This is a genomic window from Desulfosarcina sp., from assembly GCF_055467485.1.
In genome coordinates this window covers 1-17,654 of the sequence record NZ_JBUOIV010000078.1, presented here as the reverse complement: position 1 = coordinate 17,654, position 17,654 = coordinate 1, and the positions used below count along the sequence as shown (strand labels likewise).

17 protein-coding genes are annotated in these 17,654 nt (G+C 54.7%); 1 reads left to right on the top strand and 16 read right to left on the bottom strand.

The window, feature by feature from the left end; genetic code table 11:
- Positions 1 to 159: 159 nt before the first annotated feature.
- The 11 genes from ACZCED_RS22730 to ACZCED_RS22680 all read right to left on the bottom strand — a co-directional run bounded on the left by ACZCED_RS22730 (position 160) and on the right by ACZCED_RS22680 (position 12,431).
- Positions 160 to 1,563, bottom strand: coding sequence for an aminotransferase family protein (locus tag ACZCED_RS22730; protein ID WP_464861816.1), 1,404 nt, complete (start codon positions 1,561 to 1,563; stop codon positions 160 to 162).
- A 67-nt stretch (positions 1,564 to 1,630) separates the two neighbouring features.
- Positions 1,631 to 3,418, bottom strand: coding sequence for a sulfoacetaldehyde acetyltransferase (gene xsc / locus ACZCED_RS22725; RefSeq protein WP_464861815.1), 1,788 nt, complete (start codon positions 3,416 to 3,418; stop codon positions 1,631 to 1,633).
- 288 nt (positions 3,419 to 3,706) lie between these two features.
- A complete protein-coding gene (locus tag ACZCED_RS22720) occupies positions 3,707 to 4,366 on the bottom strand; it encodes a GntR family transcriptional regulator (RefSeq protein WP_464861814.1) in 660 nt (219 codons plus the stop codon).
- A gap of 145 nt (positions 4,367 to 4,511) precedes the next feature.
- On the bottom strand, positions 4,512 to 5,249 hold the full coding sequence (gene cuyB, locus ACZCED_RS22715) for a cysteate racemase (protein WP_464861813.1): 738 nt from the start codon (positions 5,247 to 5,249) through the stop codon (positions 4,512 to 4,514).
- A gap of 88 nt (positions 5,250 to 5,337) precedes the next feature.
- Entirely contained in the window at positions 5,338 to 6,342 is a 1,005-nt protein-coding gene (gene cuyA / locus ACZCED_RS22710; protein ID WP_464861812.1) for a D-cysteate sulfo-lyase, read from the bottom strand.
- A 30-nt stretch (positions 6,343 to 6,372) separates the two neighbouring features.
- Complete coding sequence (locus ACZCED_RS22705) at positions 6,373 to 6,753, bottom strand: RidA family protein (protein ID WP_464861811.1); 381 nt, start codon at positions 6,751 to 6,753, stop codon at positions 6,373 to 6,375.
- A gap of 12 nt (positions 6,754 to 6,765) precedes the next feature.
- Complete coding sequence (locus ACZCED_RS22700; RefSeq protein ID WP_464861810.1) at positions 6,766 to 7,974, bottom strand: DegT/DnrJ/EryC1/StrS family aminotransferase; 1,209 nt, start codon at positions 7,972 to 7,974, stop codon at positions 6,766 to 6,768.
- Positions 7,975 to 8,049: 75 nt separating this feature from the next.
- Positions 8,050 to 9,360, bottom strand: coding sequence for a histidinol dehydrogenase (hisD, locus tag ACZCED_RS22695; protein WP_464861809.1), 1,311 nt, complete (start codon positions 9,358 to 9,360; stop codon positions 8,050 to 8,052).
- Positions 9,361 to 9,479: 119 nt separating this feature from the next.
- The gene (locus tag ACZCED_RS22690; protein ID WP_462971023.1) at positions 9,480 to 10,772 is read right to left on the bottom strand and encodes a TRAP transporter large permease; all 1,293 of its coding nucleotides are present in this window, start codon (positions 10,770 to 10,772) and stop codon (positions 9,480 to 9,482) included.
- Complete coding sequence (locus ACZCED_RS22685; protein ID WP_462971022.1) at positions 10,769 to 11,374, bottom strand: TRAP transporter small permease; 606 nt, start codon at positions 11,372 to 11,374, stop codon at positions 10,769 to 10,771. Before ACZCED_RS22685 ends, ACZCED_RS22690 begins: the two co-directional genes overlap by 4 nt.
- A 61-nt stretch (positions 11,375 to 11,435) precedes the next feature.
- A complete protein-coding gene (locus ACZCED_RS22680; protein ID WP_462971021.1) occupies positions 11,436 to 12,431 on the bottom strand; it encodes a TRAP transporter substrate-binding protein in 996 nt (331 codons plus the stop codon).
- 692 nt (positions 12,432 to 13,123) lie between these two features.
- Here ACZCED_RS22680 and ACZCED_RS22675 point away from each other — a divergent pair.
- Positions 13,124 to 14,008, top strand: a complete 885-nt coding sequence (locus ACZCED_RS22675; protein WP_462971020.1) for a universal stress protein — start codon at positions 13,124 to 13,126, stop codon at positions 14,006 to 14,008.
- Positions 14,009 to 14,286: 278 nt separating this feature from the next.
- Here ACZCED_RS22675 and ACZCED_RS22670 read toward each other — a convergent pair whose 3' ends face one another.
- From ACZCED_RS22670 to ACZCED_RS22650, 5 genes are all read right to left on the bottom strand, one after another.
- A complete protein-coding gene (locus tag ACZCED_RS22670) occupies positions 14,287 to 14,508 on the bottom strand; it encodes a hypothetical protein (RefSeq protein ID WP_462971019.1) in 222 nt (73 codons plus the stop codon).
- Positions 14,509 to 14,519: 11 nt separating this feature from the next.
- Complete coding sequence (locus ACZCED_RS22665) at positions 14,520 to 14,825, bottom strand: putative quinol monooxygenase (RefSeq protein ID WP_462971018.1); 306 nt, start codon at positions 14,823 to 14,825, stop codon at positions 14,520 to 14,522.
- 297 nt (positions 14,826 to 15,122) lie between these two features.
- Complete coding sequence (locus ACZCED_RS22660) at positions 15,123 to 16,115, bottom strand: alcohol dehydrogenase catalytic domain-containing protein (RefSeq protein WP_464861808.1); 993 nt, start codon at positions 16,113 to 16,115, stop codon at positions 15,123 to 15,125.
- A 272-nt stretch (positions 16,116 to 16,387) separates the two neighbouring features.
- Entirely contained in the window at positions 16,388 to 17,170 is a 783-nt protein-coding gene (locus ACZCED_RS22655; protein ID WP_464861807.1) for an SDR family NAD(P)-dependent oxidoreductase, read from the bottom strand.
- A 207-nt stretch (positions 17,171 to 17,377) separates the two neighbouring features.
- Positions 17,378 to 17,654 (bottom strand): hypothetical protein (locus tag ACZCED_RS22650; protein ID WP_464861806.1); only part of this gene is annotated, 277 nt, incomplete at its 5' end.

Below are 17,654 nucleotides of genomic sequence, written 5' to 3'. Positions count from 1 at the left end.
GTGTGGCCGTTGTGGATCATCACCTCCACGCCCGCCGGGGTCATGCACACGCGGTTCTCTTCCGTCTTGATCTCTTTAAGTATACCGACTTTCATCTTTTCCTCCATTTCGGTTGTCAGTACCGTTTATCTTCAGGACTGCTGCATTGGGTTTTGCGGTTCAAGAAGAGGTAAATTTTTCAATGGCTTTTTTTACCGCCGACACGATCTCGTCGATGTCCGCCTTGGTGGCGATCAATGCGGGTGCAAAATTCATGATCGTGTTGTTGCCCGGCAGCGAGCTGTTGGTCCTGCCGATCAGGACGCCTTCGGCGGCAACCATGCCCATGATGCGGCCCATCTCCGCCTCGGTGATGGGTGTTTTGGCAGCCTTGTCCTTGACCAGTTCGAGGCCGCAGAACAGACCTTTGCCGCGTACATGGCCCACCATGGGAAGGTCGGACAGCGCCTGCAGGCTCTCGAGCATGTACGCACCGACCACCCGGCTGTTTTCCACCAGGTTTTCCGCTTCGATGATGCGCGTGCTTTCCAGCGCGGCAACGGTGGCTCCGGCGCAGCCGCCATAAGTGCTGATGTCGCGGAAGTAGTTGATGCCTTTTTCGGGGTCGGCCGGGTCGCACAGGAACTTGTCATAAATATCCTGGCGGGTGACCGTGGCGGAAAGGGGCATGTAAGAGCTGGCCAGCCCCTTGGCCATGGTGACCATGTCCGGGTCCACATCATACTGCTCGAAGCCCCAGAATTTTCCGGTGCGCCCGAACCCGCAGACCACCTCGTCCATGATCAGGTAGATGCCGTAGCGGTTGCAGATCTCCTGGAGAATCGGATAATACTCCGGCACCGGCACGATGATGCCGCCGCCGGCGGTGATCGGCTCCACGATACAGCCGCCGATGGTGTCCGGCCCCTCCTTGCGAATGACCGCTTCGAGGCTGCGGGCGCAGTCGATGTTGCAGCCCGGGTAGGATTTGTCAAAGGGGCAGCGGTAGCACAGCGCGTGGGGAAACTCGGCAAACCCCTCGGCAAAGGGGCCGAAGTCCTGCTTGCGCTGCAGCTGTCCGGTGGCGCTGAGGGCGCCGATGGTCGTGCCGTGATAGTCCCGGTCCCGGAAGAGGATTTTGTACTTGCCCTTGCGCCCCGGATCGATCTTCGACAGCTGGCGGACGATCTTGAACGCCTTTTCGTTGGCCTCGGACCCGCTGTTTGAAAAATAGACCTTGCCCAGGTTGGGCAGCAGTTCGATCAGCTTGGCGGCAAATTTGATCGTGGGGATGTTGCCCACCGTGCCGGCGTAGTAGCCCAGGGTGAGGAGCTGATCGTAAATGGCCTTGGCGATGCTCTCCCTGCCGTGGCCTACCATCACGCTCCAGACGCCCCCGGAGGTCGCATCGAGGTATTCTCTGCCTCGGATGTCCTTTACCCGAAGGCCCTTGCCTTCGACAACGATCATCTGCTCGGCAGACTGAAACACCTTGTGGGGCTTGATGTGATGCCACAGATAGTCCCGGTCGCCGCGAACCATCTCTTCGGCATCGTACGCGTTCCAATCGACGGTTGCTTGCATGTTTTTCTCCTTATCGGAATGGTCTTTGCTCAAAATTCCACCTTGTTTGCTTGGCCTGTTTTTGGCTCTATACGCCTTTTTGGGGACGCATGTCGGCCTTGTCGATTCCGGCAATGGCAACCGGTTTCTTCATGGCATCGCGACGGAAGGGTTCGCCCAGTTCCTTGTTGTTCAAGACCTCGATGAAGGTGGTCGTACCGTTTTCCATCTGGGCCTTGACGGCTGCGCTTAACTTCTCAGTGAGATCTTCCGGTGTGGCGACCTGGACACCTTCCATGCCGCACGCCTTGGCGATGCCGGCGTAGGAGACATTGGTGTCAAGCTCGGTGCCCACGAAGTTGTCGTCGTACCATAAGGTGGTATTGCGTTTTTCGGCCCCCCACTGATAGTTGCGGAAGATGATCATGGTGATCGCGGGCCACTCATCGCGTCCGCAAGCCGTCATCTCGTTCATGGAGATCCCGAAGGCGCCGTCACCGGCAAAACCAACCACCGGCACGCCAGGTTTGGCAATTTTTGCGCCCAGTATGGCCGGGAAACCATAGCCGCAGGGGCCGAACATGCCCGGGGCCAGATACTTGCGCCCCTCCTCGAAGGTCGGGTACGCATTTCCGATGGCGCAGTTGTTGCCGATATCCGAAGAGATGATGGCCTCGACGGGCAGGGCTTTGATGATGGCCCGCCAGGCCATGCGGACGGTCATTTTTCCGGGCTCGTTGTCCTTGGCCCGTTGGTTCCAGGTCGTCCCGGGATCGTCCTCTTCATGATCCATGGACGCCAGTTCCTGGGCCCAGTCGGCCTTGGTCTTTGCGATGGCGGCCTTGCGGGCGTCGCGGCCCTCGTCACCGGCGGTGGCAGAAAGCTGCGCCAGAATGGCGTTGGCCACTTTTTTGACGTCACCGGCAATGCCCACGGTGACCGGTTTGGTCAGGCCGATGCGGTTGGGATTCATGTCCACCTGGATAATGGCGGCATTTTTCGGCCAGTAGTCGATGCCGTAGCCGGGCAGGGTGGAGAAGGGGTTCAATCGGGTCCCTAAGGCCAGCACCACGTCGGCTTTGGAAATCAGTTGCATGCCGGCTTTTGAGCCGTTGTAGCCCAGCGGGCCGGCGAACAGCGGGTGGCTGCCCGGGAAGGCGTCATTGTGCTGGTAGCCGCAGCAAACCGGGGCGTCGAGCCGTTCGGCCAAAGCGATGGTATCCTGGATGGCGCCGCCGATGACTACACCGCCACCGTTCAGAACGACGGGGAATTTGGCCCTGGAAAGCAGTTCGGCGGCCCGGGCGATGGCTTTCTCACCCCCAGCCGGCCGCTCGAATTCAACGATGGCGGGCAGTTGGATGTCGATCACCTGGGTCCAGAAATCACGGGGAATATTGATCTGGGCCGGGGCCGAGGCCTGCTTGGCCTGCATGATGACCCGGTTGAGCACCTCGGCGATGCGGGTGGGGTGCCGCACTTCCTCCTGGTAGGCCACCATCTCTTCGAAAACGGCCATCTGGGGGACTTCCTGAAAGCCACCCTGGCCCATGGTCATGTTGGCCGCCTGGGCGGTCACCAGCAGCAGCGGGGTGTGGTTCCAGTAGGCCGTTTTGACCGGCGTAACGAAGTTGGTGATGCCAGGGCCGTTTTGGGCGATCATCATGGACATCTTGCCGGAGGCGCGGGTGAACCCGTCCGCCATCATACCGGCGTTGCCTTCATGGCCGACATCCCAGAAGGTGATACCCGCTTTGGGAAAAAGGTCGGATATGGGCATAAACGCCGAGCCGATAATGCCGAACGCATGTTCGATACCGTGCATCTGGAGCACTTTGATAAAGGCCTCTTCGGTGGTCATTTTCATTGTCGCCATTGGTAAATCCTCCTATTTGGTATGGGAGATCACAGTTTTTGATGGTTTGATATCTGATACATCACATATCAGAAAATACGTCAAGATTATTTTTCAGGATACTTACTTTTTAATCCGGTGTCGGGCCGTTTCAGATGAACACACCCACTATAATTCACTTAACTCAGGGGCCGAGCAATGATGACAACATGCTGCCGTGCATCAATAAATGGTCGGAAGAGACGTCAATCGCGACATCGATCAACAGTTGAAAGTATGGCCCACTGGGTCATGGAACAAAGATCGAAGCTATTCGAAAGGAACTTTTAACAATTTACTAAAGGTCTCCTTGATAATTTCAAGCCCGCTTTTGATATTGATTTCAAAGGCCGCTTTGACTTCTTCAGAATCTTTCCGCTTAAGCGCATCGAGAATGGCCCGGTGTTGCCGATTGAACTTAATGCAATGGTCCTTCTCGCGCCGGTAAATATTCAGCACGCTTTCCACCGACTGGACCATTGCCTGGGCAATGTTGCATAGGTGGGGAAGCTTTGATGCCGCACAAATGACACGGTGAAACTCCCTGTCCAACTGGTAGTGATTCTGGGGAAGTTCTTCCATGATGGCGATCAATTCTTCGAGCCTGAGGATATCGGCATCGGTCAGGTTGTCGATCGCCTCCACGGCAAGCGTAGCTTCCAAATCCGCCCGCAGATCGTAAATATGAAGGATCTCTTTTTGGGTTGGCGGCGTGGCCACGATCGCGCCTTTGTAGGGGATATTTTTAACCAGTCCGGATCGGTCCAGGCGCATCAGGGCTTCGCGGATGGGACCGCGCCCGATGCCCAGTTCGGCTTCGAGTTCAGAAATCACCAGACGGGTGCCGGGGAGTTTGAAACCGGTGAGAATCATATCCCTTATCTTTTCATACGCCTGCAGGGACTTCATGAAGGATTTGTTTTCCGCCAAGATCAACGCTCCTCAGGGTGGTCGGCGCCATGATTGATTAGATGAAGGAGTTTTAAGAAAATAAAATAAGAAAAAAAGCCATCTAATAGCTCGGCTGCGGTCGGCCGGCAAAAACGTTGATTTCACGGCCAACGCGATCCGGGCTTTATACGCCGCGGTCTGTGCGATCCACAAGCTTTTTTCGGTTGGTTGCCAGTTGAACGATTTCTGATGCCAGAATCTCGGCGGCATCCAGGGCACTCAGGGGGAGATCCTCCCCAAGGGCGCTGAGTTCGGTACAGGCAATCAGGGCGATTTCCACTCCGTTTTGCTTCAGGTGTTGACCCACCCGGCGATAGTCGTCGCGCACGGTAGGACCGGTGTCGCCTTTTTTGACCGCCTTGATGACGCTCAACAGGCGCGCCTGATGATCAGGATCGGGCCATACATCCTCGATTCCCAACCGGCTGAATCGCCGGGTGTAAAGCCCGGTCATGGCAACCGCCGGCGAAGCCAGGATGCCGATCTTGCGATGGTTCGGATAACTGCCGCTCACATGCTCGGCCACCAGATCGATCAGGTTGATCACCGGAATGGTGACGGCTTGCTGCACTGCGTTATAGTAGTAATGGGCGGTGTTGCAGGCGATCACCAAAAAATCCGCTCCCCAGGATTCGAGCCGTCGGCCCATATCCGCCATGCAGGGGCCGGGATCTTCGCCATCCCCTTCGATAATGGCCTTTATCCTGGACGGTACCTTGGGATTGTTGTCCACGATGCAGCGGATATGATCGGCATCGTCCAGCGCCGGTGTCAGGCGGATGATGCGCTGCATCAGGTCGACGGTGGCTTCCGGACCCATGCCCCCCAGGATTCCAACTACTTTTTCTCTTGTTTGCGTCATTTTCTTTCAGCCATCCGGGAAATGGAGTTCGAGAGCCCCTGACATCAGAGGCTCTCGTTATCGCCGTTGGCTCCCCAGGCGCATTCAATCAACGATGTCGGAAGGTGTCCATGTACGCGTAAAGGGCAGGAGAGCCTCCCGTGTGCAGGAAAAGCACATTGGCACCGCCGGTGAAATGCCCTTTTCTTACCAGATCGATCAGTCCTGCAGCCGCTTTGCCGGAATAGACGGGGTCCAGCAGGATGGCTTCGGTTCTGGCAAAGAGTTTCACGGCTTCAACCATGGAATCGGTTGGCAGGGAGTAGCCCGGCCCGACATATTGATCGAAGCAGACGATCTCTTCGCGCGCTACACCGCCTTTGACGCCGATTTTTTCAGCCGTTTCCACTGCCAACTTGTAGACGATCTCTTCCTGCACGTTCTTCGGCCGGGAAACATTGACTCCACTGATGGCGATCCCTCCGTTGACGCCGTTCATGCCCGCCACCATCCCGGCATGGGTTCCGGCAGAGCCCGACGGTACGATGATGTGATCGATGTCAAGGCGCTGGTCATTGAGCTGTCCCATGGTCTCTTCCGCACAGACCGCGTACCCCATGGCGCCGATCGCGTTGGAGGCGCCGCCGGGAATAATATACGGTTTCTTGCCGGCCGCCGCGAGGGCATCGGCTTTTTTGCTCATCTCGGCCATCATGTCGGAGCCGCCTGCCACGACACCGATGCTCTTCACATCCAGCAGTTCAAAGAGAAAATTGTTCCCGCTGGCCTCCGCCTTGTACGAGCCTTTGACGCGTTCTTCTAAAATCAGGTGACAATCGAGGCCTTCCTTGGCCGACCAGGCGGCCGTGAGCCGGCAATGGTTGGATTGTACGGCGCCACAGGTGATGATGGCATCCGCTCCCTTTTCCAGCGCATCGGCAATGCAGAATTCGAGCTTTCTGGTCTTATTGCCGCCGCCGGAGCCCGGAAGAAGATCGTCCCGTTTGATGTAAAGATTGACATCGCCGCCGAGCGTCTTGCTCAGGGAAGGCAGGCTTTCGATGGGGGTCGGTCCCTGAAGATACCTTCTCCGGGGAAACTTGTTGAAATTCATCAGTTGTCCTTTCCACAATTGATCGTTCGATTAAAGTTGAAAAATGGCTTCCACTTCAAGATCCGCCCCCAGCGGCAGTGCAGCCACCTGGAAGGCGCTGCGCGCGGGATACGGCTCTTTGAAGTATTGGGCATAGACCTGGTTGACGGCTTGAAAGTTGCCGATATCGGCAAGGTAGACGGTCGTCTTGACGGCGTTGTCCAAATTCGTCCCGGCCGCCTTGGCGATGGCTTGGAGATTCTTGAAAACCATGTGGGCCTTGTCTTCGATGCTGCCATCGGGAATCTTTCCGGTCGCCGGGTCGATGGGCAATTGGCCGGAGGTAAAAAGCAGTCCGCTTGAAACCACGGCCTGGGAATAAGGGCCGATGGCCGCCGGGGCACGATCCGTTTTAACCGTTTTCTTGGACATGTTGGTTTCTCCTTATTTTAAAACTTTCGCTGAGATGTCTGCGATGATTTCCAGGATAAGCCGGCAATCATCCGGGGTAAATGTCAGGGGGATACGCATGTCGCACATGACGGCAAGGATGCGTTTGGTGTTGGCCAGATCGGGCAGGTTGGTGAAATATCGCCAGCTTTCATATGCACTGGTAAATCCCACCGGCTCCTTGTTGCCGAACCATTTGAGCTCGACACCCTGCTTCAAGCACTCGGCGAGAAAAAGTCTGATGGCCATTTCTTCCTGACCGATCAGGGAGAACTGGATGGAACTGCCCACGTACTCTTCGCGGGGATCCCGCCGGGGGCAGGTGATCCCGTCGATCTTATTCAACCCCTGTTCCAGGATCCGGTAGCGCTTGTTCCAGCGTGCGCATTGATGGTCCAATGTCTTGAGCTGGGGCCTCAAAATCGCTGCCCGAAGATTGTCCATGCGGCTGGAGTAATTGGGGACCATGGTTTTGATGCCCTCGAAGATCTCCATGCCGGGCCGTGACGTGTGGCGTTCGTAGAGCATGTACGAACCCGAATAGATGATGGCGCGGGCGATCAGTTCCGGGTCGTCGGTGACCAGCAGGCCGCCTTCCCCTGAATTCATGTGCTTGTAGGTCTGGGTGCTGAAGCAGGCGGCCTTGCCGAAGGCGCCGGACTTTTTTCCGTCCCAGGCGGCACCCATGGTGTGGGCGCAATCTTCGATCAGGACGAGGTCGTGGGCGGCGCAGATTGCCATGATCCTGTCCATATTGGCGATGTGGCCGCGCATGTGGGACAGCATGAACCAGCGGACGTCCGGCGCGGCGGCCTTTTTTTCCAGATCGTCGAGGTCGATGGTGTAGTCGTCCACGATATCGACCAGTTCGATGGCCGCTCCGCTGTTTTCGATCGCACCGGGGACGGGCGCGAGCGTATATGCATTGCACAGGACTTTGTCGCCCGGTTTGACGCCGGCGCTTTTAAGGGCCAGGTACATGGCACTCCCGCAGGACGCGCAGGCCAGGCAATATTTCTTGCCCATGTAAGCGGCAAATTCCTCTTCCAGGAGTGCCGCCTCTCCCTTTTCACCCGGAGCGAGGTTATAGCGGTGAAGCTTGCCGGATTTTAATATGGCCACCGCCTTTTCAATGCCCGGGTCGCAGATCGGTTCCTGAAGGGTGAAATCCTTGGTAAACCGTTTCTTTTGCGTTTCAGCCATCGTTGATACTCCAGTGGATAATTGACTTTCAAAACCGACCCGATTCAATTCAGGTTCGTTCGGCGACAATCCGGATCAATATTTGGTCTGCCGGTAAACCTCGAAATCCCAGTCCTGACCGGGGAAGTATTTCCTCAGCCGCCAGTCGCATGCCCGGGCGTGGCCTTCCATGCCCTCGACCCTCGACAGGCGTGAGGCCGCGGCGCTGATCACCCGGTTGGCTTCCCGGCTGATCTCCTGGTAGGTGTATATCTTGAGAAATTTTAGGACATTGAGCCCGCCTGAGTAATAGCCGGCCTTCTTGGTGGGCAGGATGTGGTTGGTCCCCGAGCACTTGTCCCCGTGGGGAACCGTGCTGCCTTCACCCAGAAACAACGACCCGTAGGATTGGAGGTTTTGGACCCACCAGTCAAGGTCATCCGCCATCACCTGGACGTGTTCGGCGGCATAGTCGTCATTGACACTGCACAGTTCTTCCCTGTCGCGGCAGAGGACGATTTCGCCATAGTCCCGCCAGGAGGCTTCGGGAACTTCGGGGTTGGGCATGTCGGCAATGACCTTGGGAATCACCTCGAGCACCTTTTCGCCGAGCGCTCTCGAATCGGTGAACAGCCACACTGGCGAATCGTACCCGTGTTCGGCCTGGGATACCAGGTCGACGGCGACCGTCATATAGTCGGCCGTCTTGTCGGCGATGATGGCCGATTCCGTCGGACCGGCAAATACGTCGATGGTGCATTTGCCGGCCGAGGAAAGGATGCTTTTTGCTTCGGCCACATAGGCATTGCCCGGGCCGGCCAAAATATTGGCCGGTTTGCCGGTAAACAGCCCGAAGGCCATGGTGGCGATGGCCTGAACGCCGCCCATTTCAATGATGATGTCGGCACCGGCTACATCCAGGGCGTAAACCACGGCAGGGGCAATGCTGTCTCCGCGGGGCGGCGAGCATGCGATCACCGTTTCGACGCCGGCCGCCTTGGCCGTGGCGACACTCATGATGGCCGAGCATGCATGGGCAAAACGCCCGCCGGGGATATAGCAACCGGCGACCTTCATGGGGATGATCCGCTGGCCCAGGCGCACACCGGGCAGGGTCTCTTTTTCAAATTCGCGGATGCTTTCCCGCTGAGCCCGGGCGAACCCGGCCACCTGCTCATGGGCGAACCGGATATCCTGCTTGATCGTTTCAGGAACGGAATCGATGAGGCGCTGTTTCTTCTCCGGGCTGAGGATGAAGTCACCCTCCCATCCGTCAAATTTTCGGGCAAGTTGGATGACTGCTTGCTCACCGTTTTTCTCTATTTCAGATAGGATCCCTTGAACGATGCCGCGGATTTTTTTGGTGTCGGACTCGGCAGTTTTGGCTGCCTTTTTTATATACTCCATTCCTCCCCCTGTTACATAAAAAATTTTATAAAATTATGCTGCAAACCAATGGTACGCGCTCAAGAAAAGCAACCACTCATGCCAGATGCCGATGGCTGGAGCAAGTCAATTACAATGTATTATTGAAATAGGGTCCCAAGAAAATCAGGCAGCCACAATGTCAGCACCGGAAAATAGGCGATGAGAAATACGACCAGTACGCTGACAAATACAAAAGGCAGTGCATTCACCGATATATCCTCCAGCGTGGTTCTGGCCACACCGGAAGCGATAAACATATTTTCGCCCAGTGGCGGCGTGGCAAACCCGATTTCACAGCAGCATACCAGAACCACACCGAAGTGGATGGGGTCCACACCGAGGGACACCATCACCGGCAGCAGCACGGGGGTCACCAGCATGATGGTGGCCAGGGTCTCCATGAACATGCCCATGAAAAGCAGAAACAGGATAATCAGCACCCAGATCAGATACAGGTTACCGGTGAGGTTCAACAATCCCTGAGCGATCAGGTCAGGGATCTTGTTGATGGTCAGCAGTTGGCCGAATGCCAGGGCCGTAAACATGATGATCAGGACGCGGCCGGTTATCCACGTGGTGCTTTCCAGGGCCTTCATGACGCCCTGGAGTTCGATCTCTTTGTAGATGAAAATGCCGACAAAAAGGGTGTAGAAGATGGAAACAATGGCCGCTTCGGTGGGCGTGAAGAACCCGGTGTAGATGCCGCCCAGGATGATTACCGGTGCCAGCAGCGACCAGAAGCCCTCCTTCATGGTCACGACAATTTTTTTGGCCGACAGCGTCTTGCCGTCGCCAGCATATTTTTTCTTCTTCGATCGCAGGTAATTCATGGTCATCAGGCCCACAGCCAGCATGATGCCGGGGATGAATCCGGCGATGAACAAATCCGCGATGGATTGGGATGCGGTGACCCCGTAAATGACCATGGGAATACTAGGCGGGATGACCACGCCCAATCCTCCCGAGGAGGAGGTGACGGCTCCGGCGTAGCCCCTGTCGTAGCCATGGCGCGTCATGGCAGGGATCATCAGCATACCGACGGCCGCGGTCGTGGCCGGTCCGGACCCCGAGATGGCGCCGAAAAAGAGGCAGGACAAAATCGTGGAGGCAGCCATGCCGCCGGTGAAAGGACCGGCCATGGCTTCGGCGACGGCAACCAGGCGTCTGGAGATGCCGGCCGATTCCATGAGCGCCCCCGAGAGGATAAATGCGGGCAGCGCCATGATGGGAAACGAATTCACCGACGTGTAGGCGATCTCGACAAGCCCTTCGAGGGGCTTCCCGCTGAAGATCATTCCCCCCATGGCGGCAGCGCCGAGGGAGAGGGTAATCGGTGCGCCGATCAACAAAAGTCCGACAAACGTAATGAAGATGATGGCGGTAACGCTCATGAATTCACCCCGCTTTCCGGGATTTCATCATCCATATCCCCCGTATCGATTTTATCCACATCGGCGATTTCAATTTTAAACACATGTTTCATTATATTGACCTGAATAATCCGGATGGTCATCAGGGAGAAAGCAATGGGAAATATCATGAAGATATACGCCATGATCCAGTCGAGCGTTGGCGAATACTCCGGGTATTCGAAACCTTCCTTGATCACGTTGATGCTGAAATAAATCATGGTGCAGTTGAAGCCAATCCAGACGATGTCGGAGAAAACCGTCGAGACATCGCCGACGATTTTGGGAAAGAGCTTGAACTGGAAGGTAACCCGGTTGTGGGCGGCAAGCCTTGCAGCATAGGTTGCGCCCAGGAAGACAAACCACACAAAGGCCATGCGGGAGAGTTCTTCTCCCCAGGGGATCGAAGCCGGCAGCGGGTAAGCTTCAAAAAACGGTATGTATTGGGAGAGTGTATGAAATGCGCTGAACACCAATCTGAGCAAAATTTGCAGAAATAGCAGGCATACGAAAAACACCAGCAGGATCTGACAGACATAGCTCTCGATATTATCCAGGAATTTGAGTACCGGTCGGTGTCTCATAAGCGGCTCCGAAGAAGTGAAATCAATCTGCCCGGTGTGCGCCGGGCAGATTGAGGAGGGGCTATCGGCCAAGGGCTTTCAACACTTTGTCAACTTCAGCCTTGCCGCCTACCGAATCGTAGAAATCGGGCCAGACTTTCTCCATGGCAATTTTCGACCATTGGTCTTCATCTTCAATTTCCATGTATTCAACGCCCTTGTCGATCATGTTCTGCTTGGCTGCTTCAGACTGGGTAACGCTGAAGAGCAGGTTGTACTGCTGGGCCTCGATGCCGGCGCGGGTAAACATGGCCTGATCCTCGGCGGGCAGTGATTGGAAAAACTTCTCTCCCATTACAAGGGGTTGCAAGGAGAACAGATAGTGGACTTCCGAAGTATAGTCCTGCACCTCATAGAACTTCATGGTAAAATTGGTGATATGGGGGTTGTCCTGCCCATCGACTACTTTCTGCTGCAGTGCCGTAAAGGTCTCCGGCCATGCCATGGGAATCGGCTCGGCGCCCAGCGCCTGCCAGGTCCCGATCATGATGGCGTTCTTGGGAACCCTGATTTTCAGGCCTTTGAGATCAGCAAGGTTTTTGACCGGCTTTTTCGAATTGGTCAGGACGCGAAAATTGGAATAGGCCCAGCCGAGCACGTGCACACCGGCTTCCTTGACCAATACGTCCCGCCATTTGTCGCCGAGTTCCCCTGTGGTCGCCTTGACCGCATCGTCAAAACTCTGCATGAGGTAGGGGAGCGTTAAAATACCGACGGATTTTGCAAATGGCGTAATGTTGTTGACGGCGACAACCGCACCATCTAAGGATCCCCTGCGGGCATCTTTGACCATTTTTTGCTCATCACCGAGTTGGCCGGCAGGAAAGATATCAACTTTGTAGTTCCCGCCGCTGGTTTTTTCTACGATCTCTTTGAAGCGCAGTGCCAGGACACCCTGGTCGGAATCGATGGGATCACCCAGGCCGATTTTCAGTGTTGTTTCCGCAGACGCGGATACCGGCAACATCAACGCTGCCACAAGAAACATCATCAGGCTGATAATTGTAATTCGTTTCATGCTTCCTCCTCGGTTGAAATGGGTAGACGATCTTTTGTCGAACCGCGACGCATCTTGCGGTTCAACAAAAAGTTGGACCATATATATTAAAACGGCACATGAACGATTGTTCAGGTGCCGTGGGTGGGAGACGAACTTTTATCCGGTGTTTCGAGGTGTAGCCGGATTCAGCAATGCAGGTTTTTGCGCAGACAGGTTTCTATCCATGTGGAAGTATCTACCGATAATGGGGTCCTGTTCCAGTTTGCCTCGATTTAAATAATTACACTCCCTGGTTACCCGGAAACATTCCGGATGTCAATAAAAAGTATGAAATATTTCATAAAATATTTTAGTACAAATAGAACAATTGGCTTGAAATGGTATAAAAAACCTAAATATGCCAATAATATGTGTGCAATCAAGAAAGATTGACGAATGAGGATAATGTCGTTGTCCGGTCGGGTGGATCCGATTTCCGGTCAAAGGATGGGCAGTGGATGACAGGGGGGTGACAATCGGTCAGAATTGTTATAGGATGTTTCTCAGATAAACCTACTTGATGTGGCCATTCGTAAGACCGCTATCGTTATTCACCGCCGGCTGCCGCCCGACGCTCACCGACACGATTGCTGCGGATTCTCCTCGAGACCATATGTTGCCCGCGTTTTTTTCGAAAACGACAACCATAAAATTTGGAAAAGGGGGAGACGATGAGAATTCAACCCAAGACCATCTTGAGCGCGATCGATTTTTCGAATTTTACGAATTCCATCCTTTCCTGCAGCGTTGCGTTGTGCAAAAAATATAATGCAAAATTGGTCCTGGTCCATGTGACCACCGACCTGAACAAACTACTCGAACACAACGAAACCGCCCTCGATGTGGAAGTGCTTCAGCGGTCGAATATCCGGTACGCACAATCGCTGCTCGATGACCTGGTAAAGGATCTGCCTGTGGAAAGCGAGATCGTCATCCGTCAAGGCAAGCCCGCCGAGATGATCAGCAGGTTGGCCTCAGACCAACAAGTGGATATGGTCATCGCCGCCACCCACGGCAAAGCAGGCTTTAAACGAATTCTACTGGGCTCCGTTACCGAAAAACTGATCAAAACCCTTCACTGCCCCTTGCTCGTGCTGCCTCCACGGGAGCATGATTTCCCATCCACCGCAGCGTTTGAAATGAAAAAAATTTTGATCGGGTGTGACTTCTCATCGGATTCCAGCCTCGCCTTCGACTACGGCCTCAGCCTGGCGCAGGAATTTCAGGCGGCGCTTTACCTCTCCCACGTAATCAAACCGTCCCTTTACAAAGATGAACGTGAGGGACTCAATCAACTGCGCAGCCGGCTGGAAAAGACACTCGATGGAATGGTTCCTGAAGCCTGCCGAGACTGGTGCACCATCGAAACCGCGGTGCTCGATGGAGAACCCTACCAGGCGTTGATGAGTTACGCCAGCGAGCAAGGCATCGACATGATCGTACTGGGCATTCGGGGTCACACACTGTTCGAAAAATTGCTGGTGGGTTCCACCACCGACCGGCTCATCCGCCACTCTCCGGTTCCGGTGCTGGCGGTTCGGCAAATTCAGGGATGAAAGTAAGGGCAGGTCAGGGTACAGGCGTTTCGGTGATCGACCGCCCGTTGAATGGAATGGGTGATCGCCGGCACCGGACCGGCGCGTAAATATCCCCCAACCCATTGCTGCTTAAATTCTGATTGTTAAAACGCATCGGTTTTCAGTCCATTGAGTCCATCTCCCGTTTTGTGACCATTTCGTGATATAGTTGGATGTTGCCATCAAAAAAGCCGCTGGTATTAGCTTTCGACTGACTGTTTGCAAGGAATTCAACCGGCAGCCATTGGAGAGGAGAATCAATCGTTGCCCTGACGCTCGGGCAATAACATCTGCACTGGGTATTTTTCGTTGAAAAAAGAGTGGGTTGCATGACCATGTTCAACCAATTTGCCACCCATCGCTCGCTTCTGATGCGCATCGGCTGAATGATCACAGCCGATCACCACTTTTGCATGAAAGCCGTTGCCGCCGTGCTGGAATCCGGCGACAACGCAGTGGATGATGCCATCGTCGCACACCTGGATGACGATTACGCCTCCTTTAGTATCTTTAACGATACCTTCTCCACGTGATCCTTCACTTTTTCTCTATACGCGAGCATATGGGGCGAAGACATGTGCTTTTTCAAATCTTCCAACGTGCTCCATTTCTCGATGATGGTGACCACATTTTCATCACACGCTTGGGCCGTTATGCCGGAAGGGGCGTCAACGGTCGGCACATATTCAATACAACCCGGCTCTTTGATCACATTTGGAATATTGGATTTGAAAATATCAAGAAATTCGGAACGCCGGCCTTGTTTAATGGTTATCGATGCAATTACATGAATCATCCCTTGAATTCCTTTTTAGCGCGTATCCCAAAAATGAGGATCAGGGCTTAGGGCAAGCAACGGCGAAACAGCGAAGCAACCAAATAGTATGTGAGCATGTTTCGTCGCTGCCTAACGCCGCCCTGGGCAATGAGACTATTTATGAGATAGGTAATGGTTATCGCCCGTGTAGAACGCTATCCGAGAACAATTTCTCACGCTCGTTGGTTCTCAATTTGAGATGAACCAAGTGAAATGATTGCTTGATGACGCCTGTGTGTCAAATTTATCCTATCTTGATACGCTTTCACTCTACTTTCAGGGAACAAGAACGATCTTCGCAGCCGCGCTGCGCGCATGGTGCAGGTCGTCAAATGCTTTGGCGCCGTCTGCGAGGGCGCGTGTTTCCACCCAGCCCAAGTCCCCGAGCATTCCTTCCGCGATGGCCTGGACAGCTGCCCGCATATCGGCGGCGGTGTAGCAATAGACGCCGATCAGGGAAACCTCGAACAGGGTCAGCTTTCGAATGTCCAGTTCTCCACCGGAATCCATCAGGCCGATGTGGATGAATACGCCGCCCGGACTGACCGCAGCCATCGCACTTTTGCGGGTAACCCCGCCGCCCACCGCATCGATCACCAAATCGAAAGCATCGGTATCCAAGGCCGGATCGTTGATCGGATCGTGGACCTCGCATCCCACGTGCCGGGCAACCGATTCCCGGCGCATGCCGTGGGTCTCCGCCACTACCAGCCGTCTGCAGCCGTACCCCCTCAGCAGCAGCGCCGCCAGAAGCCCCACGGCCCCGCCACCGATAACCAGCGTTCGGAGTTCGGCCAGAGGGCGATGGGCTGCGCGCATTGCCAGGTTCAATGCGTGGAGTGCCGTCGCGGTGGGTTCGGCAAGAGACGCATGGACCGTATTCAGGCCTTCGGGAACCGCTATCAGATTGACCGAAGGAATGGTGACGAGTTCAGCGTAGGCACCTGCCAGTCGCATCCCGATCAGTTCCCGTCGGGCGCACAGGTTCGACCGGCCCGTATCGCAAAGCGGGCATCGCCCGCAGGTGATCAAGGGGTTGATCACCACCCGTTTGCCCACCGCCTCGCCCGACGCCACGGTTCCGGCAACCTCGTGGCCTAAAATCAGCGGCGGCACGCGGCGGGGGTCCTTGCCGTGATAGGCGTGCATGTCCGACCCACATATGCCCGACGCTTCCACTTTCACCAGCGATTCCCCGGTGCCGGGGGTCGGGTCGGGTTCCTCACGGTAGATGACTTCGTTGGTTGCCGTGTACACTAATGCTTTCATTCTTAATGTCCTGTTCCCGCGAACCAGAGATCGCCGGGCTTGCGGTGATTGAATGGTGGGTCACAAACGGCGGTTGCCCCTGACGTCGTAAGCGATCGTTACGATAATCAGCATGAATGGTTTTATCCGTTCATCGTTGGAAGCGTTACCACTGATCGACGCGTTCGGTGAAGATGTCAATCGGTGTAGCCATTTGCTCCATTTCTGTGATTGAAATCTTCGCCTGTCGCACGCGTAGCGTAACCAACCGCACCTATCTTCGAACAAGGTTGCTATTTAGCGGTCCAGCCGCCATCTAAATAGATGGTCTGTCCGGTAATATAATCGGAGGCCGGGGAGGCTAAAAAGATGGAAACCCCTTTTAGGTCATCCAGTTCCCCGTTCCGACCGATGATGGTCTGCCGGGCCAGGGCATCAATTACATCTTTTTTATCATACAGGACTGATGTTAACCCTGTTTTAAAAAACCCGGGACCAATAGCATTACAGGTGATCCCGCTCTGATTCTTGGACCAGGCTTCGGCCATGGCGCGTGTCAGCTGCATAACACCGCCTTTGGATGCGCCGTAGGGCACACTGTTGGGAAATGCACGTTCGGATTGAAGCGAGGCAATATTGATGATTTTGCCCCATCCTTTCTTCTGCATCCCGGCAATCAGGTGCCGGGCCAGGAAAAAGGGGGCTTTTAAATTGATATCAATCTGCTTGTTCCAGGTGGCATCACTGATGTCTTCCCAGGATTGACGAAAGTTTACACCGGCGGCATTGACCAGGATGTCCGGGGCCCCGAAAAAGGAGGCTGACTTTTCGGCCATATTGGCCAGCTCATCGGGATCAGATACATCGCAAGTAAGGTAAGCGGCTTTCCCACCGATCTTTTCAACATCCTTGACCGCATCCTTTAAGGCGTCTTCCTCTTGTTCAAGGGCGACATGAACGACTGATGCGCCTGCTTCGGCAAGACAGAATGCAATGGCTCTGCCGATACCGGAGCTGCCTCCGGTAACCAATGCAACATGGCCGCTGATATCAAACAATTGATCAATTATTTTCATAGGTCTAAATTTCCTCAAATTTGTTGTTTATTAGAGCAACCACAATGAGATTGCCGGCATCGTCCTAATCAGAAAAACAATGGCACGCATGCTGAAACAAAATAAATGGCATGCCGGGATATGGATAAAACAGGGGTTCCTGAAACACCGGAAACAATGAAAAGAGTCAATCCCAATGGCGGGGTAATGAATCCGATGCCATTGATCTTATTTTTCGGGGATGTGGTAATTCCCCGGTGTGTCGGCCGCTTCTTGAAATTTATCAAATTGACTCAATGATCCTGCCAGCTGCTTTTTCACATCGTCCCAAATGGCGAGATGGGCACCGACTTTTTCCTTCCACTGTGCCTTTTCATCCGGACTCAACCGATTTAACTTGACGCCGGCCGAAGCCATCTGCATCTCCGCATGGGCACGCGCCGCCGGTACTTTGGCGTGATTCTGGCGCATGGTCATTTCGCTGGCAAAATCGATCGATGCTTTC

Excerpts from the sequence above, each read along its gene's own strand:
- ACZCED_RS22705 (WP_464861811.1), bottom strand. The coding sequence starts at position 6,753 with ATGTCCAAGAAAACGGTTAAAACGGATCGTGCCCCGGCGGCCATCGGC.
- cuyB (WP_464861813.1), bottom strand. The coding sequence starts at position 5,249 with ATGACGCAAACAAGAGAAAAAGTAGTTGGAATCCTGGGGGGCATGGGT.
- ACZCED_RS22690 (WP_462971023.1), bottom strand. The coding sequence starts at position 10,772 with ATGAGCGTTACCGCCATCATCTTCATTACGTTTGTCGGACTTTTGTTG.
- ACZCED_RS22655 (WP_464861807.1), bottom strand. The coding sequence starts at position 17,170 with ATGAAAATAATTGATCAATTGTTTGATATCAGCGGCCATGTTGCATTG.
- ACZCED_RS22660 (WP_464861808.1), bottom strand. The coding sequence starts at position 16,115 with ATGAAAGCATTAGTGTACACGGCAACCAACGAAGTCATCTACCGTGAG.
- ACZCED_RS22675 (WP_462971020.1), top strand. The coding sequence starts at position 13,124 with ATGAGAATTCAACCCAAGACCATCTTGAGCGCGATCGATTTTTCGAAT.
- ACZCED_RS22700 (WP_464861810.1), bottom strand. The coding sequence starts at position 7,974 with ATGGCTGAAACGCAAAAGAAACGGTTTACCAAGGATTTCACCCTTCAG.
- ACZCED_RS22685 (WP_462971022.1), bottom strand. The coding sequence starts at position 11,374 with ATGAGACACCGACCGGTACTCAAATTCCTGGATAATATCGAGAGCTAT.
- ACZCED_RS22730 (WP_464861816.1), bottom strand. The coding sequence starts at position 1,563 with ATGCAAGCAACCGTCGATTGGAACGCGTACGATGCCGAAGAGATGGTT.
- ACZCED_RS22680 (WP_462971021.1), bottom strand. The coding sequence starts at position 12,431 with ATGAAACGAATTACAATTATCAGCCTGATGATGTTTCTTGTGGCAGCG.
- hisD (WP_464861809.1), bottom strand. The coding sequence starts at position 9,360 with ATGGAGTATATAAAAAAGGCAGCCAAAACTGCCGAGTCCGACACCAAA.
- cuyA (WP_464861812.1), bottom strand. The coding sequence starts at position 6,342 with ATGAATTTCAACAAGTTTCCCCGGAGAAGGTATCTTCAGGGACCGACC.
- ACZCED_RS22665 (WP_462971018.1), bottom strand. The coding sequence starts at position 14,825 with ATGATTCATGTAATTGCATCGATAACCATTAAACAAGGCCGGCGTTCC.
- xsc (WP_464861815.1), bottom strand. The coding sequence starts at position 3,418 with ATGGCGACAATGAAAATGACCACCGAAGAGGCCTTTATCAAAGTGCTC.